Origin of the sequence: Exiguobacterium sp. LL15 (genome assembly GCF_024436095.1) — a bacterium.
Classification (GTDB): domain Bacteria; phylum Bacillota; class Bacilli; order Exiguobacteriales; family Exiguobacteriaceae; genus Exiguobacterium_A; species Exiguobacterium_A indicum.
Genome location: NZ_JANFNX010000001.1, coordinates 1,863,106 through 1,885,411 on the forward strand (window position 1 = coordinate 1,863,106; position 22,306 = coordinate 1,885,411).

Below are 22,306 nucleotides of genomic sequence, written 5' to 3' on the forward strand. Positions count from 1 at the left end.
AATTAATGACTTCGTAGCACGAATATCATTGATTAATCTTTTCAAAAAATAACCTCTAATATAGTCTTTTTTTCATCACTTCATAAACGGAAGTGATCCCACAATACTTGTAATACCACTTACAATTGTAACGAAATCTGCAGATGTACTTAGACTGTTTAAAGAACTCAAACACGCTCGAACCATTCCTTTTTTAGGATGTTCTTTTGTGATTTCTTCTCGAAGTCCATCAATCAACTCTTTCGTAGTTTCTTTTTTCTCTTCTTCATGTTCAGCGAAATAATGATTTAGGTTCTGTTTTAATTCCGCTAATAACATATTCAGTTGTTCAGCCTGATCTTGACCAAGAGAATCAGCTAACTCCATTACAAATTCGTTATTATCTCCGAAAGCAGCTTGAACTTGATTGCCATGACCGTTAATAATAACTTGCTGATTTTTTTGGTGTTCATTACTCATATAGTCTCTCAACCTTTCTGCAGCATTAGACGCATCCATTAAAGTAACAAACAGATCTCTACCATCACCATAAAGTCTTTCTACAGCCTTGAAGTTTATATCACTGTGGTTAGGCATTTCAATCCAATCGTCAAAAGAAGCATGGTATACACGACCGAAAGTATTGTTATTTTCAATAGAGTAAGTTCCTATGTTTTTCAGGAGTCTAACGTCGCGCATATAAATTTTATCTTCGGATATACTGGAAAGAATAGAATTGAAATCACTAATAAAAGTAGTTATATCTCTTGTAGTAACTTCAAAAAGGGCACGTAAATTGAATGGAACAGTGTCGTAATAATTATTTTCTTTTAATTTTAAGATTGTTTCATTGAAAAGTAGAAGAGTTTCCTCACAAAAACGAATCCAAACTTTTATATCTTTAACAATATCCCCCAAAGTTTGATTATCATATCTGCTAGATCCACCAAATGTTCCTTGGGCCATTTAAAATTCGCCTCCCTATTCAGCTAGTCCAACACTCGATTTGATATGATCTTCTGTCTCGATTGCCTGTAAGAGGAAATGCGCCACATCTGCGCGATTGATTTGTTTCGCATCTTCCGGTACACCTGTATCTGCTTGACGATAAAGCCCCGTCAACGGACCGTTCAGTAAGCGAAGTGGTCGGGCTACCGTATAGTTCAAATCTGCTTGTTGCAAAAGCGCGATCGCTTGGCGGTGATCCTTCAGTGGATTTTTCAGAATCCGCTGAGCGAGCATCCCTTGTACACCCGGTAATTCATCATCAACACCGGCAGACGCAACATAACCGATCCGGTCTACCCCCTGTTTTTTCATCGCTGTCACAATCCGGACGAGACTCCGTTCTAAAAAGCCGCTGTATGCAAGACTCTCTGTGCCAAGAGCCGTCAGGACAGCCTCTTGCCCGGCAACAGCAGCCGTCACCGCTTCTTGATCGAGCACGTCGCCTTTAACGACGTGTAACCGTTCGTCACGTAGTGTCAGTTTTTCCGGACTACGGACGAATGCTGTGACCTCATGACCGTGATCAATCGCTTGCTTGACCAGTTCTTGCCCCGTTTGACCCGTCGCTCCAAAAATAATCAATTTCATACAAAACATCCTTTCTCTTTCAAGAACCACTGATTCCATCATACCCTTACTACTTGAAAATGAATCGTCTCACCTTGTCTTTATTTTCAGAAAATTGTTTTTATTTGTTAAGCGTGTATGCTAAAATCTTCCTAAGTACATATGGATATTTTTTCCTTAAAAACAGGAAGGAGGATCGCTTGTGTTACGGCAACGCTTTATCATGTCGCTTGGTGTCATTCTGATTGGTCTGTTCTTGTTTCAAACCGTCACGACGTACGTCTATACGCATTACATCATGCCGGATCCTTTTAAAAAGCCTTCGATTTCACAAAGTGAAGCACACGGTGAAATTACTTTTAAAAAAGGTCATTCACCTACTAACAAAAAAGGCAAGATGCCTTTTGAATTGATTGATCCACGACCTGGTCCAAAGGAGTTTTGGAAATCTTTTAAAGCGGATGTATCTGATTCTGACTCTCCACTTTCTTATCTGCAATACATCATTTTAATCAGCTTGTTTAGTTTCATGGTCTGGAAACTCAGTCAGTCGCGTCGCGTGAAAAAACGGCGCAGGTCTACCGGAGAAGTAACGGATGACGTTCCATTCGCTCAATCAATCTTTCGTCCTGCTTCTTTAAGAAAATCGCCTTATCTGTATTCATCGTATTCGTCTTCACGTGTCCGTGATCTCGTCATTCGTTTTGAGCAACAGTTACCGCGCAGTCAGCAACGTCGTCCGAACGAAACGCTTGAAGACTGGTTACGTCGGATTGAAGTCGCTGTCGATTTTCAGTTATATCGGGATATCCGCTACGGTGACATGTCGGAAACAATCGTCACGGACGATGAGATTCTACGCTTCGAACAACAACTAGCACGCTACTCAACCATTTAACTTTGGAGGGATTTCCTATGAAACTACAACAATTAAAAGACCAACTCAATTCGATCTATCTCGGTAAACCGGACGTCATCGATCTTTGTCTGACGGCACTCATCGCAGAAGGACATATTCTACTAGAAGATGTACCGGGAACGGGGAAAACGATGCTCGCCAAGGCGCTCGCTCAGAGCTTCGAGAGTGCCTTCTCGCGGATCCAGTTTACGGCGGATTTGCTTCCGTCCGATGTCATCGGTTCGGACTTCTTCAACTTAAAGACGCAGGAGTTCGAGAATAAACGCGGTCCCTTGTTTGCGAACGTCGTCTTGATCGATGAGATCAATCGTGCCGTTCCGCGGACACAATCGGCATTACTTGAAGCGATGGAAGAGCGTCAGGTCTCGATTGGTGGAACGACCTATCAGATGCCAGCCCCATTCTTCGTCATCGCGACGCAAAATCCGATCGAATCGGCAGGAACGTTCCCACTACCGGACGCCCAACTCGACCGGTTCATGGTCGCGATCGAAGTCGGTTATCCGGATTTTGAGAACGAACGGCGCTTATTGTCTGAAATTCTGACGAACGTCCGTCGGTCAGCTGTCGGCATCGCGTCAGGTGGCGACTTGATTTCCTGGCAGGAAGAGGCACGCCGCGTCCATGCATCGCAAGACGTGCTTGATTATCTATTACACATCGTTCAAGCGACACGAAACCATGAACTCATTGAAGTCGGTGTCAGTCCGCGTGGAGCAATTGCATTACTTCGCGCCTCGCAAAGCTACGCTTTCTTGAATCAACGCGACTTCATCATCCCGGAAGATATCAAATATCTTGCAAAACACGTCCTATCCCATCGCCTGACACTGACACTCGAAGGTGGAATCAAGACGACGAAAGCGGCTGTTTTGACGCATATTCTGGACGACGTGCCGGTTCCGGTCGAGATGGGGTGACGAATCATGCAGATTGAACGTTCCGTCCCGTTTTGGCTTGAACGCCGACTTTTTCCACTGTACGTCACGATGACGTTCATCTTCCTCTTCATTCCGCGTCTTTCCGTCCTCGGTTTCCTGTTTGCAGCCTTGGCGACGATTCATTTCGTCGTCGGGCGAACAGAAAAGCAGCTCCGACGGGACGTCGCAATTGAATGGAAGCACTATGAATCATTGATGTTCAACCAGGAACAGACGACACTCCATTTACAAGTCTTCGGTGTCGAATCCTTGAGTCAGCTTGGACTCGAAGCGACACTTCGTTTGCACACGGATGGTGGAGTCATCTTTCCGGAGATGGATCCACTTCACCCGGCGACGTTTCATGCAGTGATTGACTCTGAAGACGCAGTGACGATCCCAATTCAGACGGTTCGTCGTGGACCAGCCGAATTCGATGAGATCATCTTGACGATTCGTTTGCCGTGGAAGATGGGCGTTTATCTCTTCACGTTCGATACGTATCCGTCGTTTACAGTCTTGCCGTCCTTGACAGCGCAAGCGACGCCGCTTCTTTTACAACGTTTACGGATCGGTGATCGACCGGACCGCTACTCACCGCTCAAGAACAAACTGGTTCAGCTTAGTGCAAAACCTTATACGGCGGAACCGTCAAAAGAGATCGATTGGTATGCGACGGCGAAGACCGGTCGTCTGCAGGCGAAAGTGTTCGAAACGAGCAATCAGGATACGTTCACGATTGCCTTGAACTTATCGGCCCCGAGCGGTTATGGTCTCCACCAACAATTTGAGACGTTCATTGAACAAGCGGCGTTCTTGATTAGTGAATTGATCAAGGAAGGCTGTAAGATTGAACTGTTCCTCAATCGACTCGACGGAGCGAACCGAATGACGCATCTCTCATTACAAGAAGGACAACCACAATTAAAACATGTCCTGATGACGCTCTCGACGGTCTCGACGCGTGATTCGTTCATCGCAACACAACAGTTCGAACGCTACGTACTGCGCCGTAAACATATGAACAGTCAGTTGATCCAGATTGGCAATGATCGGATCCTCGCCATCGGCTGAGGATCCAAAGAAAGGAGTTTTTTACCTCATGGTGTTTATCGCCCGAAAATCAATTCAGCTCATCGTGGCTTTTTTTGTCTTGATTGCGATCAGCGCTCTTCCGGCGCTCGTCGCGCAAATGAAATTCAACCCAGCAAGCTACTGGGAAGGTCTGAAACAGCAATTTGCTCAATTAACGAAACTTGATGAGATCACCTATTTCAACGTAACCGCTCAAAAGGAATTCTTGTTGCTTCCTACCATCAGTCCCTTTATTAAAGAGACGTTGATCATCTTTACGACAGCTATGCTGGTCTCCGCTGTGTGTGCGATTTTTTATGCTTATTTGTTTTATCGGAGCGGTCGCAAAACACGCATGATGCTGAAGCAGACGACGCGGACGCTTGAGATGGTTCCGGATTTGTTCTGGATCATTCTTTCACAATTCCTTGTCCTTTATCTGTTTAAAACGACCGGGTATGACAAAATCGAAATTGCGGGATCCTATGCTGAGTACATTCGTTTTTTACCGATTCTTACCCTAACGTTGACAACACTATTCTTCTTCATCAAATGGTTGACGACGCAAGTACTCGAACAGGAAGCTGCTCCTTTCCTTGAACTCGCACGGGCTAAAGGCATTCATCCTGCCGCTCTTTTCTGGAAACACTTGATTCCGACAGTGATCTATCGGTTTTATCTGTTTTTCCGAGCGAATATCATTACGGTCTTATCGAGTCTCGTGATCATTGAATACACATTCGAAGTCCAAGGTATGTTCCGGTTCGTCTTTTATAATGGACAAATGCCGATTTTGATGGTCATCTTGTTTTTAATCTATCTGCCGATTTTCATCATTGATTTGTTGGCAGAATGGCTTATTCCTAACGCCTGGAAAGGGGGGATTTGATGCGTCGTACTTTGATGCGAGATCCTGTCTTCTGGCTATGTTTATTTTTACTTACTGGTTTACTGCTGCTTAGTTTTGGAAATACGATCTTCCGTGATGGTCAAGTCGATCAAATCTCGAACCGGTATGCTGAAGACGGTACGTTCCTTGCGACGTCACCACTAAAACCGTCAAGTGATCAATGGCTCGGTACAGACCGCTCTGGCTATGACCTCTTTCAATTGATGATTGAAGGATTTAAATGGACAGCCGGTATTTGTATGATTGTTGCGCTCGGTCGAATGTTTCTTTCGCTAGTGATTGCGATTCCGCTAGCTTTTAGAAGTGCTCGCGTCAATCGATACTTAAAACTTATTCTTGATGGATTTTTAGTTTTACCGCTCTCTCTTGTCGCGTTGCTCCTTTTGCTTCCATCACTTACGTTCTTTGATTCGACTGCTATCCCACCGTTGTTCGACCGTGTATCGTTCGAGTTGATCGTCTTGATTTTGCTTGGTCTCCCCTCTTTATCGCTTTATCTGATTGCTGAGACCCGTCAGTTACTTAGTCAAGAGTTCATGATTGTCGCCCAGACGCTTGGTGGCAGTCCGTGGCATCGGTTCAGACGCCACATTTGGCCACATCTTGTTCCAACGTTGACAATCGTTTTTATGCAACAGTTCATCCAAACGTTGATGTTACTCGTTCACTTATCACTTTTCAAAATTTTCTTCGCTGGAACGGTTAATTTACATGTAGGAACTGCCCCAACGATTTTTGAGTGGTCCTCGATGTTCGGTTATTACTATAACCAGTTTTCAGCGACGTCTTGGCTCAATCATATGTTCCTTGTTCCACTGATTGGGCTAGCATTAGTCGTCTTTTTCAGCAATCTATTCATGAGTCGACTCGAACGGGCTTTCCGCTTCCGCCAGCAACTAAAACCAATCAAGCTATCGGCATCTCGTGCTCAAGACGAAGCCGCTGCGACGTCGATGGTCGATCCCTTTACACTCGTTGCCCGGAACTCCCGTCACGATTCTGATTGACAATCCATTTTTTTCCTCTTACACTAGAAAAAAACATGAAATGAGGGCGTCCAATGTAAGTCATTCTGAATTCTCACTCCTAACTAAATACGTACGATATGGAGGTCATTCAGAATGAACCGGTTTACGCTTTTATTGGTCAGTCAATGGATTGCGAATGCGGGAGATGCGCTCTATATCGTCTCCCTGATCGCGATGATCTATCAAACGACAGGGCAAGCGAGTCTCGCTGCCCTGTTTCCCGTTCTCGTCACAGCAGGCATGACAGGAAGCGGCTTCTTATTCGCCCAAGTCGCTCAACGTGTTCCCCATGCCTCCTTGTTATTCGGCAGTCAACTCCTCAAGACGATTCTATTAGGCATCATCTGGGGATTTGATTTACCACTGCCACTTATCCTCGCACTCGTTGGGTGTATCGCTTTCTTCGATGGATTTGCTCGTCCGATCGAAAGTGCCTTCATCCCTCGACTGTGTCAGGATGTCCAGAAAGCTAACAGTCTCGTACAAGGTTCGAATCAAGTGATTCAACTTATCATGTGGCCGCTCGGCGCCATCCTGGTCAGCTGGTTATCGCCTCTTTCCGTCTTGTCCGTCTCGGCTGGTCTGTTTTTAGGTGCCAGTCTCATCAGCTATCTGTTCTATCGAAGTGTCCGCTCTCTACCCGACCCTTCGATGGAAGAAGAAGACGTCTCCTTCCGGTCGAGTATTCGCTACACGCGATCGCATTCTTTCGCGAAAGCCAACACCTACCTCGTCGGAATCGATGCGTTCGTCAGTACGGCGTGGATTTCTGCTCTGTTTCTCGTCTACATCGATACACATTTCCAGCTATCGGAACGCTGGTGGGGCATTCTAAATGCCTTCTATCTGCTGAGCATGATCGCCGGTAGTTACATGATGTTACGTCGTCGTGGAACGCGTTCGTTGCTTTATTGTAGTATCGCCTTTTCGATTGGGGCGACCTTCTTGTTTGCTTTCGCTCCAATCGTCACACTTGCCGTGATCGCTTGTCTGTTCCAAGGCTTCGCAAGTCAGGTCCGGGCGATCGAGATTAATACGTTGTTGCAGACGACGACACCACTCGAACGGTTACCGTATGTCTATAGCGTGCAACAAACCGTGTATGCACTCTGCTTCTGTCTCGGTAGTCTGCTGTTCGGATGGCTTGCCGATCTGTTTGCGATCGAGCTTGTCTATGCGCTCGCAGGAGCCCTCTCCTTGTTGATGTGGCAACCGGCTCGCCAGGTATTGGCACGTTCCTCTCAGGAGCAACGACACGTGTCGTAATAAATGACAGTCAAAAGGACAAAGGTCAATGCACCTTTGTCCTTTTTTTGATTCAGTTCTGACGCGTTCGCGTCACACTATACAACAGAAGCAATATAAGTGAGACGAGACCGAGCGCAGCATAGGTCATCTGAAGCGAGAAGACACGTTCGACGAAGACGAATAGCGTACCGGTTCCAAGCACAGCTAAACGTTCAATGACTGAGATCAGCGACGTAAACGTTGCGCGTCCATTTGTCGGCGCAACATCTTGGATGACAGTGTTCACATAAGGCTCAGCCCAGCCATAGCACAAGTACAGCATACCGAGTAAACCGATACTGACGAGCGGAGAGGCAACCGACAATCCGGCAAGACACACGATATAGATCATCGCCCATCCGATGGGTGACCGAAACCGTGACAAGGACGCACCGATTGCCTGCATGATTTGAAACAACACGAAGATGAGACCCATATAGATCATCGGTATCGACTGGTCACGCAAATAGAGTTGCCAAAACTCATCAACGAAATCAATCGTTGCTGCGTATAACAAGACGAGGCTAAGGATCCGAACATAAACGCGCTGGATCGAGAATCCTTTGAGCAATGTCTTTAATGAACTCGTCTCTCCGTCTTGTTCTCGCGATGCTTCCTTTAAGAAAAACGTCAGCAGTACTGTTCCGAGCAATACCCACCAGGACACGTGATAGTGCCAAATCAAGTCTACCGATCGCACGGCGTAACTTCCGACAAGTGCCGCGAGTCCTGATGTCAATAAACCACCGATTGAAATCACTCGCCAGACCGTCTCGAATCGCTCTTCTATCCTTTGCATTCGCAATGTTTCATAGACGTGGGCTTCAAGCGCTCCACTAAGTGCTGCGCCACCGATGCCAGCAAGGACCATCGCCAAGAGGAAAGCAGGTAATGAGTAGGCTTCAAGCAACACCGTAAACGATAACCACTCACATACGAAACCAGCCAGAATGAACGGCTTTCTACCCCACCGGTCGGATAACAAACCGAACGGAACCTCACCAATCAACATGACCCAAGCAAAGACGATTTCTGCGATGACGACGTCGGCAATGCTCATTCCCCGGTCTTCCCAGTAAAAGCGTTCAATCACATAAGCTGGAATGAACGAACTACTGGCTTCGATCAGGATCCAAAGCATGAGTGATCGTCGGACTTAACAAGGCCATCTGCTTCGCCGCATCTCCTCACTTCCTTTCTGTTTGATAGTAGTTAATTCCCGTTTTGCAGATGAAACCAACAAAAAACGTTCTTTGATTTTTCAATCAAAGAACGTTTTTGACATTAACAATCCTCCACCGGTTCCGTGACCGGTACGACGGACTGGACGATCGGTAGTTCGACGATGAACGCGGACCCGACACCTTCCGTTGATTCAACATGAATCATTCCTTCGTGCGAACGAACGATTTCCTGACAAATCGCAAGACCAAGTCCGGTACCGCCGATTTTTCGACTATCCGAATTATCGACTCGGTAAAACTTACTAAACAGTTGTGGTAGCGCGTGACGTGGAATACCAATCCCTTCGTCTTCGATCTTCAACTGAACCCGGTCTTCGACTTGACGCATCGTAATCGTGATCTGACCACCATCTGGTGAATACTTGATCGCGTTGTTGATCAGGTTCGTGAACAGCTGGCGCATTTTTTGTTCATCGGCATGAATCCGACCCGTCGTCGTTTCTTCAAAATCAAGGACAAGCTCGTGATCTTTTGCCGAAGCGGTATGGAACTCGACCGTTTCCTGAATGACTTTCGTCAGATCAAGCGGTTTAAAGTCATACTGTTGCTGACTCGATTCCATGCGCTGGACATCGAGGAAGTCGTTGACGAGATTCGTCAACCGTTCGGTTTCCGCATGAATCGTTTCGAGATACCGTTGACGTTTTGATTCCTGGACGTCGCGCGCGAGCATCAATTCCGTATAGCCGTAAATCGAGGCAAGCGGTGTCCGCAACTCATGCGATACGGTCGAGACGAATTCCGATTTCATCCGGTCGATCGCCGTCTCTGCCGTCACGTCACGTAAGACGAGCATCGTACCGCGGAAACAACCACCGTAATGAATTTCCTCTGCATACAGCGTGACGAATCGCTCTTCCTTGTTTAAGGACAACGCCAAGCTCTCCGTCGGAATTTCCTGACTGCAGACATGATCCATGTAGGTTAAGAACGCCTCATGTTGATCGACCTGCACTGCCAACTCTTCGATTTTGACGTCGAGCGTCATCAATCCTTCTTCCGCCACTTGATCGTGCGCCGGATGATGGAATAAAGCGAGCAATGGTTTATTGGCAAAAATCGTCTCTCCTTCGATATAGATGACCGCTTCCCGAATCGAATGGAGAAGTTTGGACGTCTTTTCCCGTTCTCGTTCGACTTCTTCGAAGACGCGCATCCGGAGCAAGGAGAGTGCCAATTGACGGGAGAACGACCAGATTTCATTTGTCTGGTCTTCCGTGAAAGCATCCCGGTAACGGACGAGATAAATGCTTGCAATCATCGTGTTCGTTGCTGGGTCCATCACCGGTACGACGATTTCGTACATCGTGTATGGATACGGGAGCGGATGATGACTCGCGACTTGTTTCGTCGAGCGAACGGCTCGCTTGTTTTGACGTGTGCGTTCGAGTAATGACGTCGAAGCATGTAATAACTGGTGCTCCTGAGCTGCCGTCATCCCGTACGAGACGAGATTCGTATAGCGGTCCTGCTCTAGGAAGACGATCGCTCCGAGCTCCGCATCGGTGATCGTGATCAATTTTTCGATGATTGCCGGATATGCCGTCAACGTTTCACGAGAAGCGAGTGTCTCGGTCAACTCATTGCGATAACGCAAATGGGTCTCGTTGCGTAACGTGATGTCGAGCGCTTCTTCAAGTTCTTCCTGTTGCGATTGAAGCTCTTCTTGCTGGGCAATTAATTCTTCCTGTTGACTTTGTAGTTCGTCGTTACTTGCGACGAGTTGATGTTTTTGCCCGGAAATGGCGGCTGCCATCTGGTTGAACGTCGTCGTCAATTCACCGATCTCATCTTGACGATTCGTGATGACGATTGGTGTCGCATCCTCACCTTTAGCGAGTCGTCCACTTTCCCGGTTCAACTGACGCAACTGACGCGTCAAGCGGCGGACGAATGGTCGGACGAAAACGAGAGTAATCAATAAGAGGATTGCGATATTGACTGCTCCGAGAATTTGCGACGAGTTGACTTGTTTACCAAGTCGCTCTTGCGCTGCCATCTCTTGATCGTTTAAGGAATTACGATATTTTGTGAAGACCGTCTCCATATCAACGATACTTGAACTCATATCAGCCGCACTCTTCGTCTTGATGTTAAACTTCCGCTGTGGATCGAGTGGTTTTGATTTTGTGACCTTTCCAAGCGTCGGCATCTTCAAGAACGGTTCCGTCACTTTGCCGTCTTTTTTCGCCGTGACATAATTGACGAGGCTCGGCATGACGCGTTGGGTATACGCTGTATAGAGTTCCCGTGCGTCCGTTGCATACTGCCGTTCTTCTTTGAAGCGTGCATTGCGCTCGAACCATGTCGTTTGTTGATTGATGCCATTTTTCTTTGCTTCGATTTCTTTTAACATCTCTTCGTCACCAAGCAAGACGAAGCCACGCATCTCGTACTGCATGCTTTGCCATGATTCGTACAAATCCGTCGCCCGTGTCCGATGTTCGTTTAACATCTTTAACTCTTGGCGTGATTCATCCACCTGTTGTTTCGTATATAGGTAGACACCACCTGTCGTTAGCAGCAGTGTCAGAAAAATCACATAAAACGCAGACATGATTTGCCGTCCAATCGTTCGATTCAGCCATGTTTTCATTAAAGGAATTCAACTCCTTTCCCTTTATCTTTCTCCAGCAATAAAGGTATTCCCGTCCATTCATTGTAAACTTTTTTCAACCGATACACAGCATTCTGCTCAAAAAGATTTCAATTTCATACAACTTTAATCTAAATCGTTGTATATGACAATTAGATGTCACGATTCGATCGTTTTCAACAAAAAAAGAGCCCCTCAGGACCCTTTTTTAATGATGATGGTGATGGCTATGGCTATGGCTCCGGACCGGCTGTTCGTCCGCTAAATGATCCGCATCCAAAATACCGAGCCGTAAGTACTGAGCGACGACTTGTTTTTTCGTCGTTTCGGAAATTTGATCCGTTCCTTGGACGAGTCTTAAGATGCCAGTCGCAATCCGAAACGGTTCGAGATTCGTCTTTTCCACTGGAAAACTTGTCAACGTTTCTAAGTAAGCGACGTAATTCTGTGCATCCGATTCATCCGGACTGACGAGACGCGCCGCATGCTCGCGCAGTTGTTGCGTCAATGAATTCGTTGAGATTCCCTTTGAGGCTGCAGAGATGACTCCAAACAGAATGAAACCGATGATGAGAACAAAAAATCCGACCATGAAAATCGGCATGCCCGAGAAGAAGCCGTCGCCTCCCAATTCGCTTTCCATGAATGCTACTGTGAACATAGTGAACCCTCCAAATGAATAGAATGATGACGATCACTTATCCTACGTCATCCTCTTCAAGAAAGTTTCACCTAGTTAGGTAGTTTTTGTAAGTCAGCTTGGAACCAGTCTTCAACGAAGAAGCGTTCCGTCTCCGTCTCGATTTGATATGAATACAACACTTCGAAGTCGCCTTCCGTCAGCATCGGTAAGGTCAATTCGCGTACGAGTTGGCGTAACTCTTCCGTCAGCTCAGCTTCGTAGCGGATGAATCCATCTTCCCGGTGCTCGACTTCCGTCAAGTACGGAAGTAGGATGTGTTTTCCGAATGATTGTGGATCATCGATCACTTCCGCAGTCACACCAAACAGTTCTTCTGCTTCTTCGACCAGTCCTTCTGCCGACTGTACCTCGATATGATCCGGAAACCAGACCGTCAAGCGGCGCCCTTCCTGTAACAGTCGTTCAAAGACAGGACGAAACGTTTGATTTTGAATCAGTTCGTATTGCATCAGTCTTCCCCTTTCGTGAATTCGAATTTTAATTGATCACGTTCGAGATAGAGCATCGCCTTAAACTGGCGCGCATTCTTTTTCATCTCGAGTGGCTTTGTTTTTTGACCCGCTAGTACTTTTTTGACTTCCGTTTGCGTCAGTCGGGCACCAAGGATCGTTTTCGGTAACGTAAAGCCACAGTTGTTCTTTTGATATCCACTGCAGCCATAGAACTTCCCACGATCAAGCACTGCTGATTGACACAGCGGGCACGGACCGACCGGACGATTCGTTGCACCCCGCGGGGACTTGCTTTTGACTTGTGTCGGATCAACGGCGAGTTGTTCAATTCGTTGTTTGGCATCGACGACGAGATGCTCCGACAATTTTTTCGCCTGTTCAATGAACTGGGCAGCAGATGCCTCCCCTTTACCGATTTGCTCGAGACGGCTCTCCCACTTCGCTGTCATCTCTGGCGAAGCAAGAATACTCCCCGTCACGGCATCGATCAATATCCGACCTTTTGGCGTCGGATGAATCTCTTTTTTGACGAGTTTGATGTATTCCCGCCGTTTTAGTCCGTCGATGATCCCGGCACGAGTTGCTTCCGTCCCGAGTCCCTCGACTTCCTTCATGATCGCTTGCAGATCGTCTTCAAGCAACTTACCAGCTGTTTTCATACCGAGGATGAGCGTCCCTTCCGTATAGCGTTTCGGCGGCTCCGTTTGTTTCTCGAGCAGACGACAGCCTTTGATCGGCATCTCTTGTCCTTGTTCGACGGCTGGCAATTCGACTTCTTTTGACTCGATTTGTAAGACCTGTTTAAAGCCCGGATCAATCGTCCGACTGCCGCGTGTCAAAAAACGGTCCATCTCACGCGTCGTCACGATTTCCGTCTTCTCCGAGACGGCGTCCGGTGCAAAGGCAGCAAGGAAACGGCGAACGATTAAATCGTAGACTTGCGCATCTCGTCCAGAGAGCTTCGCGACGGCACCCGCCTCTTCTGTTGGAATGATCGCATAGTGGTCGCTGACCTTTGCCGGATTGACGTAGCGTTTATCGTTAGCCGGATTGTTCGTCAGGACATCCTTGATTGGGCTATATTCCGCTTGCTTCAATAACCGATCAAGAATGACCGGGAACTGTCCCGCCTCCTCTTTCGTCACGAAGGAAGAGTCCGTTCGCGGATAACTGATCCAACCACGGATATAGAGTTTTTGCGCGATATCGAGCGTCTCTTTTGCACCGAGACCAAACCGTCGGCTCGCTTCTGTTTGTAAGAGTGACAAACTGAACCAAAACGGTGGTCGTTCCGTCTGCCGCTTTTTCTCGATTGATGCGACGACTCCGGTTCCTTTCGTCCGATCCACGATCGCTTGTGCCTGGTCCCGGTCACTCAGTTTCGTCTGTTTCTTCGCATTGATGTATTTTCCTTTGTATTGCGTAAAATCCGCCTCGACTTCGTAGTACGTCTCCGGTCGAAAATTCTCGATTTGTTTTTCCCGTTCGACGATCAGTGCAAGCGTCGGTGTCTGGACCCGTCCGAGGGAAAAGACGTCGGCGATGCCCTTCTTCTTCAGTAACGTCGTATACGCACGGGACGCATTCATCCCAATCAACCAATCGGCACAAGCGCGACTCATCGCCTCGTGAAAAATGTTCTCCGTTTCCTTGCCATCGAGCAGGTTCGCAAAACCATGGTCAACGGCTTGAGGCGTCAGACTCGAAATCCAGAGTCGTTGCAACGGTTTTGCGTTGTTCGCGAGACGTAAGATCAATCGGACGATTGCCTCTCCCTCTCGCTCGGCATCCGATGCTATAATGATGGAAGTCGTCGTCCGCTCATTCAATAATTTCTTGATGACCTGGTATGGTTTACTCTTGCCTTTTGCCAGTCGGTAATCAAATCGTTCCGGGATGATCGGCAGATGATCGTAGTTCCATCGTTTCCATTTGGCGTCATAATGCGCTGGCTCCTGCAGTTCACATAAGTGTCCGACCGCATAAGCGAGTTTTGCTCCTTGTGGAAACCGGTCACATGGTTTGATTTCAATGTAGCCGTCCCGCTTCACCGATGGATACGGAGCTGCCAGTTTTTCCGCTTGTTTTGGTTTTTCAGCAATGATCAATTGCACACGCTTCACCCTCATTTCCTTACTTCAGACATGTGGAGGTACCCATGCCCTATTTTACGTTATTCATGGCTTTATTCTTTATTTCAACATCGGCAATCTTCGTCAAGTGGGCGGAGACACCGATCGAGGCTGTCGCCTTTTACCGCATGTTGTTTTCGACCTTGTTGTTGCTCCCACTCATTCGATTGAAGGAACTGTTGCAACTCAGTTCGTCGACGATCCGGCATATGCTGTTAAGTGGCATTTTGCTCGCCGGTCATTTTTGGCTGTGGTTCCTCTCTCTTGATTATACGACAGTTGCGAGCTCGACGCTCTTCGTGACCGCGAGTCCGATTTTTGTCCTGGCCGGTAACGCGTTATTCTTCAAACAACACCCGTCGCGCAAAGCACTCCTGTTCGTCGCTGTCGCCTTATTTGGTGGCGGTCTCGTCGCTTATGGAGATATCGCTGTCGGCATGCGCGCCTTGATCGGGGACGGTCTTGCCTTGCTCGCAACGATTTTAGTCGCTGGTTACTGGCTGCTCGGTCAACACGTCCGCACGAGCGTCTCGACGAACCTCTATTCGTTCGGTGTCTACGCTGTCGCGTCGCTCGTCTTGCTTTTGTTATCATTGATTCAATCAACGAATCTCGTTGCTGCGTTCCAACAGGATTGGTGGCTGTATATTCTTCTTGCCGTCTTCCCGACGTTACTCGGTCACAATTTATTCAACTGGGCGCTCGCTCGTGTCAGTGCCAGTATCATCAGCATCACGATTCTTGGTGAAGCGGTTTGGGGGATGATTTTCGGATACTATCTGTTCGATGAGAAGCTGACATGGATTCAAATCACCGGTGCCGCTTTACTATTGATCGGAATCGGATTGTTCCTCCGACGCAACGAACGCGATATTCGCGAACAACTCGCCCAGCGTGAGAGTGCCACTAGTCAATCTTCCTAATGACAAGGGGCTGACTCAAAAGTCAGTCTCTACAAAGATAAGGGTGGCAGAATGATGATCTGCCATCCTTATCTCGTAACAAAAAGAATGACGCGTCACACGCCACTCCTACAGGAACAAGCGCATTTATGCGCTGTCAGAGACGAACAAGACCCGCTTTCCTGCTTCAACGAAGCAGGAAAGCTGGCTTGTGTCTCGCCTGAGGAAAGGGCGTGAAAAGACGCGTCATTCTTTTTTTTGAGTCAGCCCCTTCATTACGATCGTGGATCGTCAGGTCGAACTTTCGGTAAACGCCATGTCATCGCAAACGCGAGAACGGCACAAAGAACGCCACCGATGAAGACGTAACGTAATCCATGTGATAACGCGATTTCTGCCGCATACTGCACATCCTGTCCGAACGTTTTTGCCGTACTCGATTGGAAAAATGGATCAATCGAGTACCCTGAGAGCGTGTCCGACGCTGCAAACGAACGAAGGATGGATAGGTTGAAAATCGTACCGAAGATCGCAACACCGAGTGTCTGTCCCGTCGTACTCAAGAACGAGTTGACGGCCGTCGCTGAGCCACGAAGTGACCAATCGACGGAAGTCTGCAGGACGACCATGAAGACGGGTTGTGAGAGACCAAAACCAATTCCGATCAGCGAAACGGCAAGATAGATGAAAACATCACTTGATTCGCGCGTGATCAACGATAAAATCACTGTACCGACGATCAGCAGTCCCATTCCTATCATCGTCCGATACCGGGGTGAGGCGGCACCAATCGTCCGTCCACCGATAATGGCGGTCAGCGTCCAAAAAAGCGACAGTGGCATCAACATGAAACCAGCTTCGGTCGGACTCTTGCCGAGTACCCCTTGGGCAAAAATCGGAATATACGCTGACATCGAGACGAGTACCCAGGCGGAAAAGAAGACCGCTAAGTTGATCACGAGAATGACCGGATGGCGAATGACTGCTGGTGGTAAGAGTGGATCGCTCGCCTTTTTCTCGACACGATAGAACGTGAACAATAAAACGAAACTAATGAAAAAGCTCGCTAGAATGATCGGACGCAAGAACGTCTCCGACTCACTGCCCGATAATAAGCCGTAAAGAAACGCACTCATCCCGAGCGCAAACAATAACGCACCCCGGTAATCGATTTTCCTCTCCGTTTCACGGACCCTCTCTTTGTAGTAAACGACGATCATGAAGAACGACAATAACGCAAACGGTACGTTTAGTAAGAAAATATACCGCCACGAAAGCGATTCGACGAGGAATCCACCGACAAGTGGTCCAGCGACACCTGAGATTCCCCAGACAGCGCTGAGCACTCCTTGGATTTTCCCCCGCTCCTCATATGTATACAAATCCCCAATGATCGTCATCGCGATCGGCAATACAGCTCCTGCCCCGATTCCTTGGACGGCGCGGAAAACGATCAACATCTCCATCGATTGAGCGAGTCCACAGGCTAACGAAGCGACGGTGAAGACGCCGATCCCGAATAACAGAACCCGTTTTCGACCATATAAATCTGCCATCTTTCCATAAATCGGTGTTGATACCGCCATGAACAACAAGAATCCAGCAAAGATCCAACTGACTAATTTCGCCCCGTTCAATTCACTCGCCATGACAGGTGTTGCTGTTGCAACGATCGTCCCCTCGATCGCGGCTAAAAACGTCGCGAGCAACAAGGCGACGGTTACTTTTTTCCTCATTCGTTCCACTTCCCCTCTACTGTTCTATCATACTGGTTGGACCAGTGATAAGAAAAGTAAATGCTTACGAAACAGGATTCGCGGGAACGGTATGGAATGGTATACACTAGACTCAGATTCACGATTTCGAATGGAGGAATGTCCTATGTTACGAAAAACGGCACTGATTACCGGTGCATCGGGTGGAATCGGACTGGATCTCGCTGTCCTCGCGGCGCGAGATGGCTTCGATTGTGTACTCGTTGCCCGCAATGAGAAGAAATTGAAGGAGCTTCAACAGGTCCTTGAAAAACGCTATCAGATCAAAGTCTATGTATTCGCTGCTGATTTATCACTAAGCGACAGCGTTGATCGTCTCGTGCAATACTTAGAGGAACAAGAATTGACGGTCGATCTATTGTTCAATAACGCCGGCTTCGCCACGTCAGGACGCTTTGCGGAAATCGATCCAACAGAAGACATTAACTCGATCCAGGTCAACGTCGTCGCCTTGACGGATTTGACGAAACGTCTCTTACCAGGAATGGTTGAACGTGGCTTCGGACGCATCCTGAATGTCGCGTCGGTCGCTGCCTTCATGCCAGGACCTTACATGAGTGTCTACTACGCAACGAAAGCCTATGTCCTGTCGTTCTCGGAAGCACTTGCGACAGAAGTCGACGGCTCGGGTGTCAGTGTGACTTGTCTCTGCCCGGGACCGACCGATACGAACTTCTTCGACCGGGCGAACATCACGCTACCATTCAAGAGTATGCCGTCACACCTCGTTGCCTTCGCCGGGTACCGTGGCATGCTCAAAGGACGCCGCGTCGTCGTTCCAGGTGCAAGCAACCGCGCCATGGTTTCCTTGTCTCGTCTCTTGCCACGCCGTCTCCTGACAGAAGTGACAGGTCGAATTCAAGATCCTGCTCGCCAACAAGAATCCTCGACAGAAGAAGAACTCCTGTACGCGAATTCATGAAAAAAACGGAAGGACCAGATAGCTGGTTCTTCCGTTTTTGTATTTATGCCTCATGATGACGAAAACGCCGCGTCGCATAACGTTTGACGCGATCAAAGGTCGTCGTATAGCGATACAGATAACGAATGACGAGCGCACCCGTGATCGAGACGATGTAGCCCGTCGATAAGACGAGTAACCAGGAGATAACCGCGAGGAACCATGAACTCTCGAATCGTAAATGTTGCCAAAGTAATCCTTCTGATGAGGTAATGAGCATGGCGCTTGGGAAGATGGCGGCAGCAAGTAAGTAACAAGCAGCGTAACGTCCTCTAATCGTACCTTTCATCAACAGAATACTGCCAAACACTAAGCCGACACTTGAGACGATGAGCAACATGACGACATAAGCAAGCGAAATCGACGATCCCAGCATATGCCTTCCCTCCTGTTCGGTATGTTACTATTCTGTACCCCTCTTTTCATCGAATGAATGCATAATTCGTAAAAAAATCGGAAACAATATCCAAATGAATATCGCGTTACTAAATCCGTGAAGCATATCAAACGTTCCCCCGGCTACAAGCAGTGTCAAAAAAGCTTGCCACGAGAATCCGGTCAATACCAAGAACCCGAGATTGCTCACCCATCCGTATAAGAAACCAGCTAGAAATCCATATCCAGTCAATACGATCCGGGATCGAAGAAACGGAACGAATCCTAAACTGGCAATCGTTGCATACGCCAGCGCCTGAAAGAGGACGAACGGACCGCTTCCGAGAAATAAGCTCGTTAACACAACGACAAGCATCCCAGAAATGGCTCCGACGATCGGATGGATGAATACGGCTAATAATAAGACGAGTGCCGTTGCCGGCTGGACGTTCGGCAAACTAGAAAACAACAATCGTCCGACGATTGCCGCTGCCGTGATGATGGCGATGAACCGTAATCGTTGATCCGTCATCTGAAGTCTCTCGAACATGACTAAAAACAGACAAACGATTAGAACCGTTGCGACGATCATACGAACAACCGACTTTCTTGTAAAAAATGCTTCGTCGGTCCATCGAAAGCAACCTCTCCGTGCACGAGATAAATGACCCGTTGTGCTGCCCGAATGAGAACTGGATCATGCGTCGCCATGACGATCAGATTCGTCGGATTCTGCTTCCACGATGCGACAAAAGCCATTCGTGCGCTGTCATCAAGTCCAGCCGTCGGTTCATCAAAGTAATAGCTGTCTTTACTCCAATCGATACCGTCCAAGAGACGTTTTTTTTGCATCGTAAAACTACCGCTTCGATCGTATAATGGCGCAAGCATCGGATGCGCTGGTACATAATGCGTCTCCCCCGACCGCCGGACTTTTCCGTATAGCGGTCGCTCGACACCGAGCGCGAGCCGTAGTAACGTCGATTTCCCACTACCATTCGCACCGACGATCGCAATGCGTTCACCTTGGTGAAACGACAATTTTTCTGTCACGAGTGCATAGCGTGTCTGTAACGGATAACGGTGTTGGACGTTTTCGATCCGATTCAGGATACGACCTGTCAGTTCAGTGGCGCGACTCGTGATGGACAAATCGGATTGTATCGTCATCGAGCAATGGATCTGACAACCAAACCGTCGTTCGATTTCTTCAAGCAATCCCATTAATCGCTTTCGCCTGACATGATCAAGAAAGAGAAACGGTTCCGACAAGAACAAGGCCTTTGGTGACGAAGACAACGCATGACCGAGACCGACGAGCTGTTGTTCTCCAGATGAGAGTTCACTCGACTCCGCTTCAAAAAAAGCTTCTAGCCCAAGCAAGGTCGCGAGTTCTCCTGCCCGAAACAAGGAACCCGTCGCCAGAAGATCTCGAACACGTCCATGAAGCAACCGCTCCGGTGTCAATACCGGTTGTTCATGTTCGCTCGCCTGTTGACGTAGCCGCTCTTCGCGATTTGTGTCGATATACATGATAGGCATCCCGGATTCCTCCTTTTGTAAATAATAGCACTATAGGCAAGATCAGCGCCGGAATGATCGCCCATGGTGTCAGACAAAGAGCCAGTCCTGCCGCAAGCAATAAGCCTGTATGAACATCACGTCGCGTGATCGGTCTTAAGCGAGACGGCACCGCTTCGATCGGTACGATATGATAGGCGGCCATCCGCTCCAGTCGAACAGCAAGCGACGCTTTCGGATGACTCATCTTGACTTCCGGCCAAGTCCGTAAGAAAGACGGAATCAGCGCCAGCACCATCCCCGTCAATCGTGTCAGTCGAGGTAAGAAACGAAACAACGGTCCCATCTGATCGAGTCGAACCAATGTAAAAATCCATTGACTCGACGTGATGAATAACGTCACTTGGACCGTCGTTTCATAGATTGCCACCGTGTCGATACTTGCACCATAAAGAAGCGGGACACACATCATGACCGCATAAAGAGCCGGGAGGACTAAATAGCGAAACACAGTCCGTTCTTGAACGAATAAAAACAAGAGCAGATGATAGACGACGATCACTGATTGATCATGTGTGAGGACGAACGGGATCGTAATCATCCCGATGAAAAAGAGAGCGACGTTCACTGGGTGAAGTCGCTCCCGTTCTGGCTTACTCAAAATAAGCCATTGCATCTTTTTCAAATCGCCATTCGAGACGATCTCCTTTTTTCAGTTCATAACTTCCAGCACCGACTTCGCCTGGTTTGCCGTTGACTCCGAAGACCCAGCCACTACCTGCTCCAGCTGATTTCTCTCGAATCCCATCGACTGCCGTGACATATGCCATCTCACCTTTGCCTGTTTTGACGACATCGAGCGTCGTATCTTCAAGTGCATCAAGTGCTGTATCTTTTTTGTTCAAGCATACGTCTTTATTAAATAACGTTTTATCCTTGACGTGATCCACGACCGATACCTTGACTTCCGCCTCACAAGACGCTGTTTGTTGTTCCTCTTTTGCTTCCGCGCAACCGGCAAGTAACACGATACTTGCAGCAAATAGCCATTTTTTCATCGTACGACTCCTTTTCGCCTTGATGTCTCAAAGCTGTAATTGTATAACAGAATGGTTTTATTTCGTAAGGATTGACCGTCAGAACGATAATAGGTCAAACGGACCGCATTCGCTAAGACATCGTCCCCTGTATTGACGTACGGAATCAATTTCCCTTCGTCATCAATCAAGAAGACCGTTGCATCCTGTAGACTAAACGTTTCATAGAGCCCATCGAGATCCATCTCGACATAGGGTGTTTTGGAATCATGTAAAATCTCATGAATCGAAAGCTTTCGCAACGTCTCAAACGATTGATTCGCATCAATCAGTTTCTGGTAATACGACGTCAACGATTTTGTCGTCAACTCTTCACGTGGTCGATAGGAAATCGTTCCTGTCAGCTCCTGGTAACTGACATCGTAACGAATGAAACGTTTCGGTGTTTCGACGAGCATCTCAAACGAGGCGTTCCGGAGATTCCCGCCCCGATCGAACATCAACTGACTTTGTTCCATCCGCAGTCCCTCTTCACCGACACGACGTTCGATTTGAGAAAGGAAATTGTCGAATGAGTCATCCGTGATCGTCACGCGACCAATCTGTTGTGTTTCTTCCCGCAACATCCCCGCATCAAACGGACCGAGAAAGAGTTGGAACAGGAAGAATAAGAACCCAAAGAGTGCCATGTACCGTTTATAACGCGAGTTCTTTTTCGGGTGCAGGACGATCAGGAAAATGATGATGCCGAGCGGTAACTGAATATCATAGACTGGAAACGACACGGCACCGAGACACGCATAAAAAACGAACTTCATGTACAAGTATTTTTCTTTTTCCGTCCGACGTTCGAGCAAAAAACCTAATCCGCTAGCAGCCAGTAAAAAGAGTGCCCATAAAATGAGAAAGTCCATCG

The 22,306-nt window shown here is 47.9% G+C and carries 22 protein-coding genes; 8 read left to right on the top strand and 14 right to left on the bottom strand.

What is annotated here, in order from left to right; all coding sequences use genetic code 11:
• Positions 1 to 75 precede the first annotated feature (75 nt).
• Positions 76 to 945: a hypothetical protein gene (locus tag NOM72_RS09770; RefSeq protein ID WP_255999085.1), complete on the bottom strand. Its 870-nt coding sequence runs from the start codon at positions 943 to 945 to the stop codon at positions 76 to 78.
• A gap of 15 nt (positions 946 to 960) precedes the next feature.
• Complete coding sequence (locus NOM72_RS09775; protein WP_023467651.1) at positions 961 to 1,575, bottom strand: NAD(P)-dependent oxidoreductase; 615 nt, start codon at positions 1,573 to 1,575, stop codon at positions 961 to 963.
• 181 nt (positions 1,576 to 1,756) lie between these two features.
• Here NOM72_RS09775 and NOM72_RS09780 point away from each other — a divergent pair, with 181 nt between their 5' ends.
• The 6 genes from NOM72_RS09780 to NOM72_RS09805 all read left to right on the top strand — a co-directional run bounded on the left by NOM72_RS09780 (position 1,757) and on the right by NOM72_RS09805 (position 7,671).
• Positions 1,757 to 2,452: a hypothetical protein gene (locus NOM72_RS09780; RefSeq protein WP_255999086.1), complete on the top strand. Its 696-nt coding sequence runs from the start codon at positions 1,757 to 1,759 to the stop codon at positions 2,450 to 2,452.
• A gap of 17 nt (positions 2,453 to 2,469) precedes the next feature.
• Positions 2,470 to 3,393 carry an AAA family ATPase gene (locus tag NOM72_RS09785; protein ID WP_029341157.1) on the top strand — a complete coding sequence of 308 codons (924 nt, stop codon included), beginning with the start codon at positions 2,470 to 2,472 and terminating at the stop codon, positions 3,391 to 3,393.
• A gap of 6 nt (positions 3,394 to 3,399) precedes the next feature.
• Positions 3,400 to 4,467 carry a DUF58 domain-containing protein gene (locus tag NOM72_RS09790; protein WP_255999087.1) on the top strand — a complete coding sequence of 356 codons (1,068 nt, stop codon included), beginning with the start codon at positions 3,400 to 3,402 and terminating at the stop codon, positions 4,465 to 4,467.
• Between the two features lie 28 nt (positions 4,468 to 4,495).
• Positions 4,496 to 5,356: an ABC transporter permease subunit gene (locus NOM72_RS09795; protein WP_058712916.1), complete on the top strand. Its 861-nt coding sequence runs from the start codon at positions 4,496 to 4,498 to the stop codon at positions 5,354 to 5,356.
• Complete coding sequence (locus NOM72_RS09800; protein ID WP_058712917.1) at positions 5,356 to 6,384, top strand: ABC transporter permease subunit; 1,029 nt, start codon at positions 5,356 to 5,358, stop codon at positions 6,382 to 6,384. Before NOM72_RS09795 ends, NOM72_RS09800 begins: the two co-directional genes overlap by 1 nt.
• Positions 6,385 to 6,498: 114 nt before the next feature.
• A complete protein-coding gene (locus tag NOM72_RS09805; RefSeq protein WP_035398227.1) occupies positions 6,499 to 7,671 on the top strand; it encodes an MFS transporter in 1,173 nt (390 codons plus the stop codon).
• A 52-nt stretch (positions 7,672 to 7,723) separates the two neighbouring features.
• On the opposite strand, the gene NOM72_RS09810 is transcribed toward NOM72_RS09805, so the two are convergent.
• The 5 genes from NOM72_RS09810 to NOM72_RS09830 form a co-directional block, all read right to left on the bottom strand.
• On the bottom strand, positions 7,724 to 8,833 hold the full coding sequence (locus NOM72_RS09810; protein ID WP_255999089.1) for an MFS transporter: 1,110 nt from the start codon (positions 8,831 to 8,833) through the stop codon (positions 7,724 to 7,726).
• 143 nt (positions 8,834 to 8,976) lie between these two features.
• Positions 8,977 to 11,532 carry a sensor histidine kinase gene (locus NOM72_RS09815; RefSeq protein WP_255999090.1) on the bottom strand — a complete coding sequence of 852 codons (2,556 nt, stop codon included), beginning with the start codon at positions 11,530 to 11,532 and terminating at the stop codon, positions 8,977 to 8,979.
• A 208-nt stretch (positions 11,533 to 11,740) separates the two neighbouring features.
• A complete protein-coding gene (locus NOM72_RS09820) occupies positions 11,741 to 12,193 on the bottom strand; it encodes a hypothetical protein (RefSeq protein ID WP_023467642.1) in 453 nt (150 codons plus the stop codon).
• 71 nt (positions 12,194 to 12,264) lie between these two features.
• Positions 12,265 to 12,684 (bottom strand): hypothetical protein, encoded by a 420-nt coding sequence (locus NOM72_RS09825; protein ID WP_023467641.1) that lies wholly within the window; start codon positions 12,682 to 12,684, stop codon positions 12,265 to 12,267.
• The gene (locus tag NOM72_RS09830; protein ID WP_255999092.1) at positions 12,684 to 14,801 is read right to left on the bottom strand and encodes a DNA topoisomerase III; all 2,118 of its coding nucleotides are present in this window, start codon (positions 14,799 to 14,801) and stop codon (positions 12,684 to 12,686) included. The genes NOM72_RS09825 and NOM72_RS09830 overlap by 1 nt, the downstream gene beginning before the upstream one ends.
• A 44-nt stretch (positions 14,802 to 14,845) precedes the next feature.
• Between NOM72_RS09830 and NOM72_RS09835 the strand changes: the two genes are divergently transcribed.
• On the top strand, positions 14,846 to 15,742 hold the full coding sequence (locus tag NOM72_RS09835; RefSeq protein WP_255999094.1) for a DMT family transporter: 897 nt from the start codon (positions 14,846 to 14,848) through the stop codon (positions 15,740 to 15,742).
• 254 nt (positions 15,743 to 15,996) lie between these two features.
• On the opposite strand, the gene NOM72_RS09840 is transcribed toward NOM72_RS09835, so the two are convergent.
• Positions 15,997 to 17,457, bottom strand: a complete 1,461-nt coding sequence (locus tag NOM72_RS09840; protein ID WP_255999095.1) for an MDR family MFS transporter — start codon at positions 17,455 to 17,457, stop codon at positions 15,997 to 15,999.
• A gap of 145 nt (positions 17,458 to 17,602) precedes the next feature.
• Between NOM72_RS09840 and NOM72_RS09845 the strand changes: the two genes are divergently transcribed.
• Positions 17,603 to 18,418, top strand: a complete 816-nt coding sequence (locus NOM72_RS09845; RefSeq protein WP_023467637.1) for an SDR family NAD(P)-dependent oxidoreductase — start codon at positions 17,603 to 17,605, stop codon at positions 18,416 to 18,418.
• Between the two features lie 43 nt (positions 18,419 to 18,461).
• On the opposite strand, the gene NOM72_RS09850 is transcribed toward NOM72_RS09845, so the two are convergent.
• Genes NOM72_RS09850 through NOM72_RS09875 form a run of 6 tightly spaced genes read right to left on the bottom strand, consistent with a single transcriptional unit; the run spans position 18,462 to position 22,304 of the window.
• Positions 18,462 to 18,833, bottom strand: a complete 372-nt coding sequence (locus NOM72_RS09850) for a hypothetical protein (protein ID WP_255999097.1) — start codon at positions 18,831 to 18,833, stop codon at positions 18,462 to 18,464.
• 27 nt (positions 18,834 to 18,860) lie between these two features.
• A complete protein-coding gene (locus NOM72_RS09855) occupies positions 18,861 to 19,424 on the bottom strand; it encodes a hypothetical protein (RefSeq protein ID WP_058265136.1) in 564 nt (187 codons plus the stop codon).
• Positions 19,421 to 20,374, bottom strand: coding sequence for an ATP-binding cassette domain-containing protein (locus NOM72_RS09860; protein WP_255999099.1), 954 nt, complete (start codon positions 20,372 to 20,374; stop codon positions 19,421 to 19,423). Before NOM72_RS09860 ends, NOM72_RS09855 begins: the two co-directional genes overlap by 4 nt.
• Positions 20,310 to 21,029 (bottom strand): hypothetical protein, encoded by a 720-nt coding sequence (locus NOM72_RS09865; RefSeq protein WP_058265135.1) that lies wholly within the window; start codon positions 21,027 to 21,029, stop codon positions 20,310 to 20,312. The genes NOM72_RS09860 and NOM72_RS09865 overlap by 65 nt, the downstream gene beginning before the upstream one ends.
• Positions 21,007 to 21,411, bottom strand: coding sequence for a DUF4430 domain-containing protein (locus NOM72_RS09870; RefSeq protein WP_255999101.1), 405 nt, complete (start codon positions 21,409 to 21,411; stop codon positions 21,007 to 21,009). Before NOM72_RS09870 ends, NOM72_RS09865 begins: the two co-directional genes overlap by 23 nt.
• Positions 21,408 to 22,304 (bottom strand): hypothetical protein, encoded by an 897-nt coding sequence (locus NOM72_RS09875; protein ID WP_058712925.1) that lies wholly within the window; start codon positions 22,302 to 22,304, stop codon positions 21,408 to 21,410. Before NOM72_RS09875 ends, NOM72_RS09870 begins: the two co-directional genes overlap by 4 nt.
• Between the last annotated feature and the right edge of the window lie 2 nt (positions 22,305 to 22,306).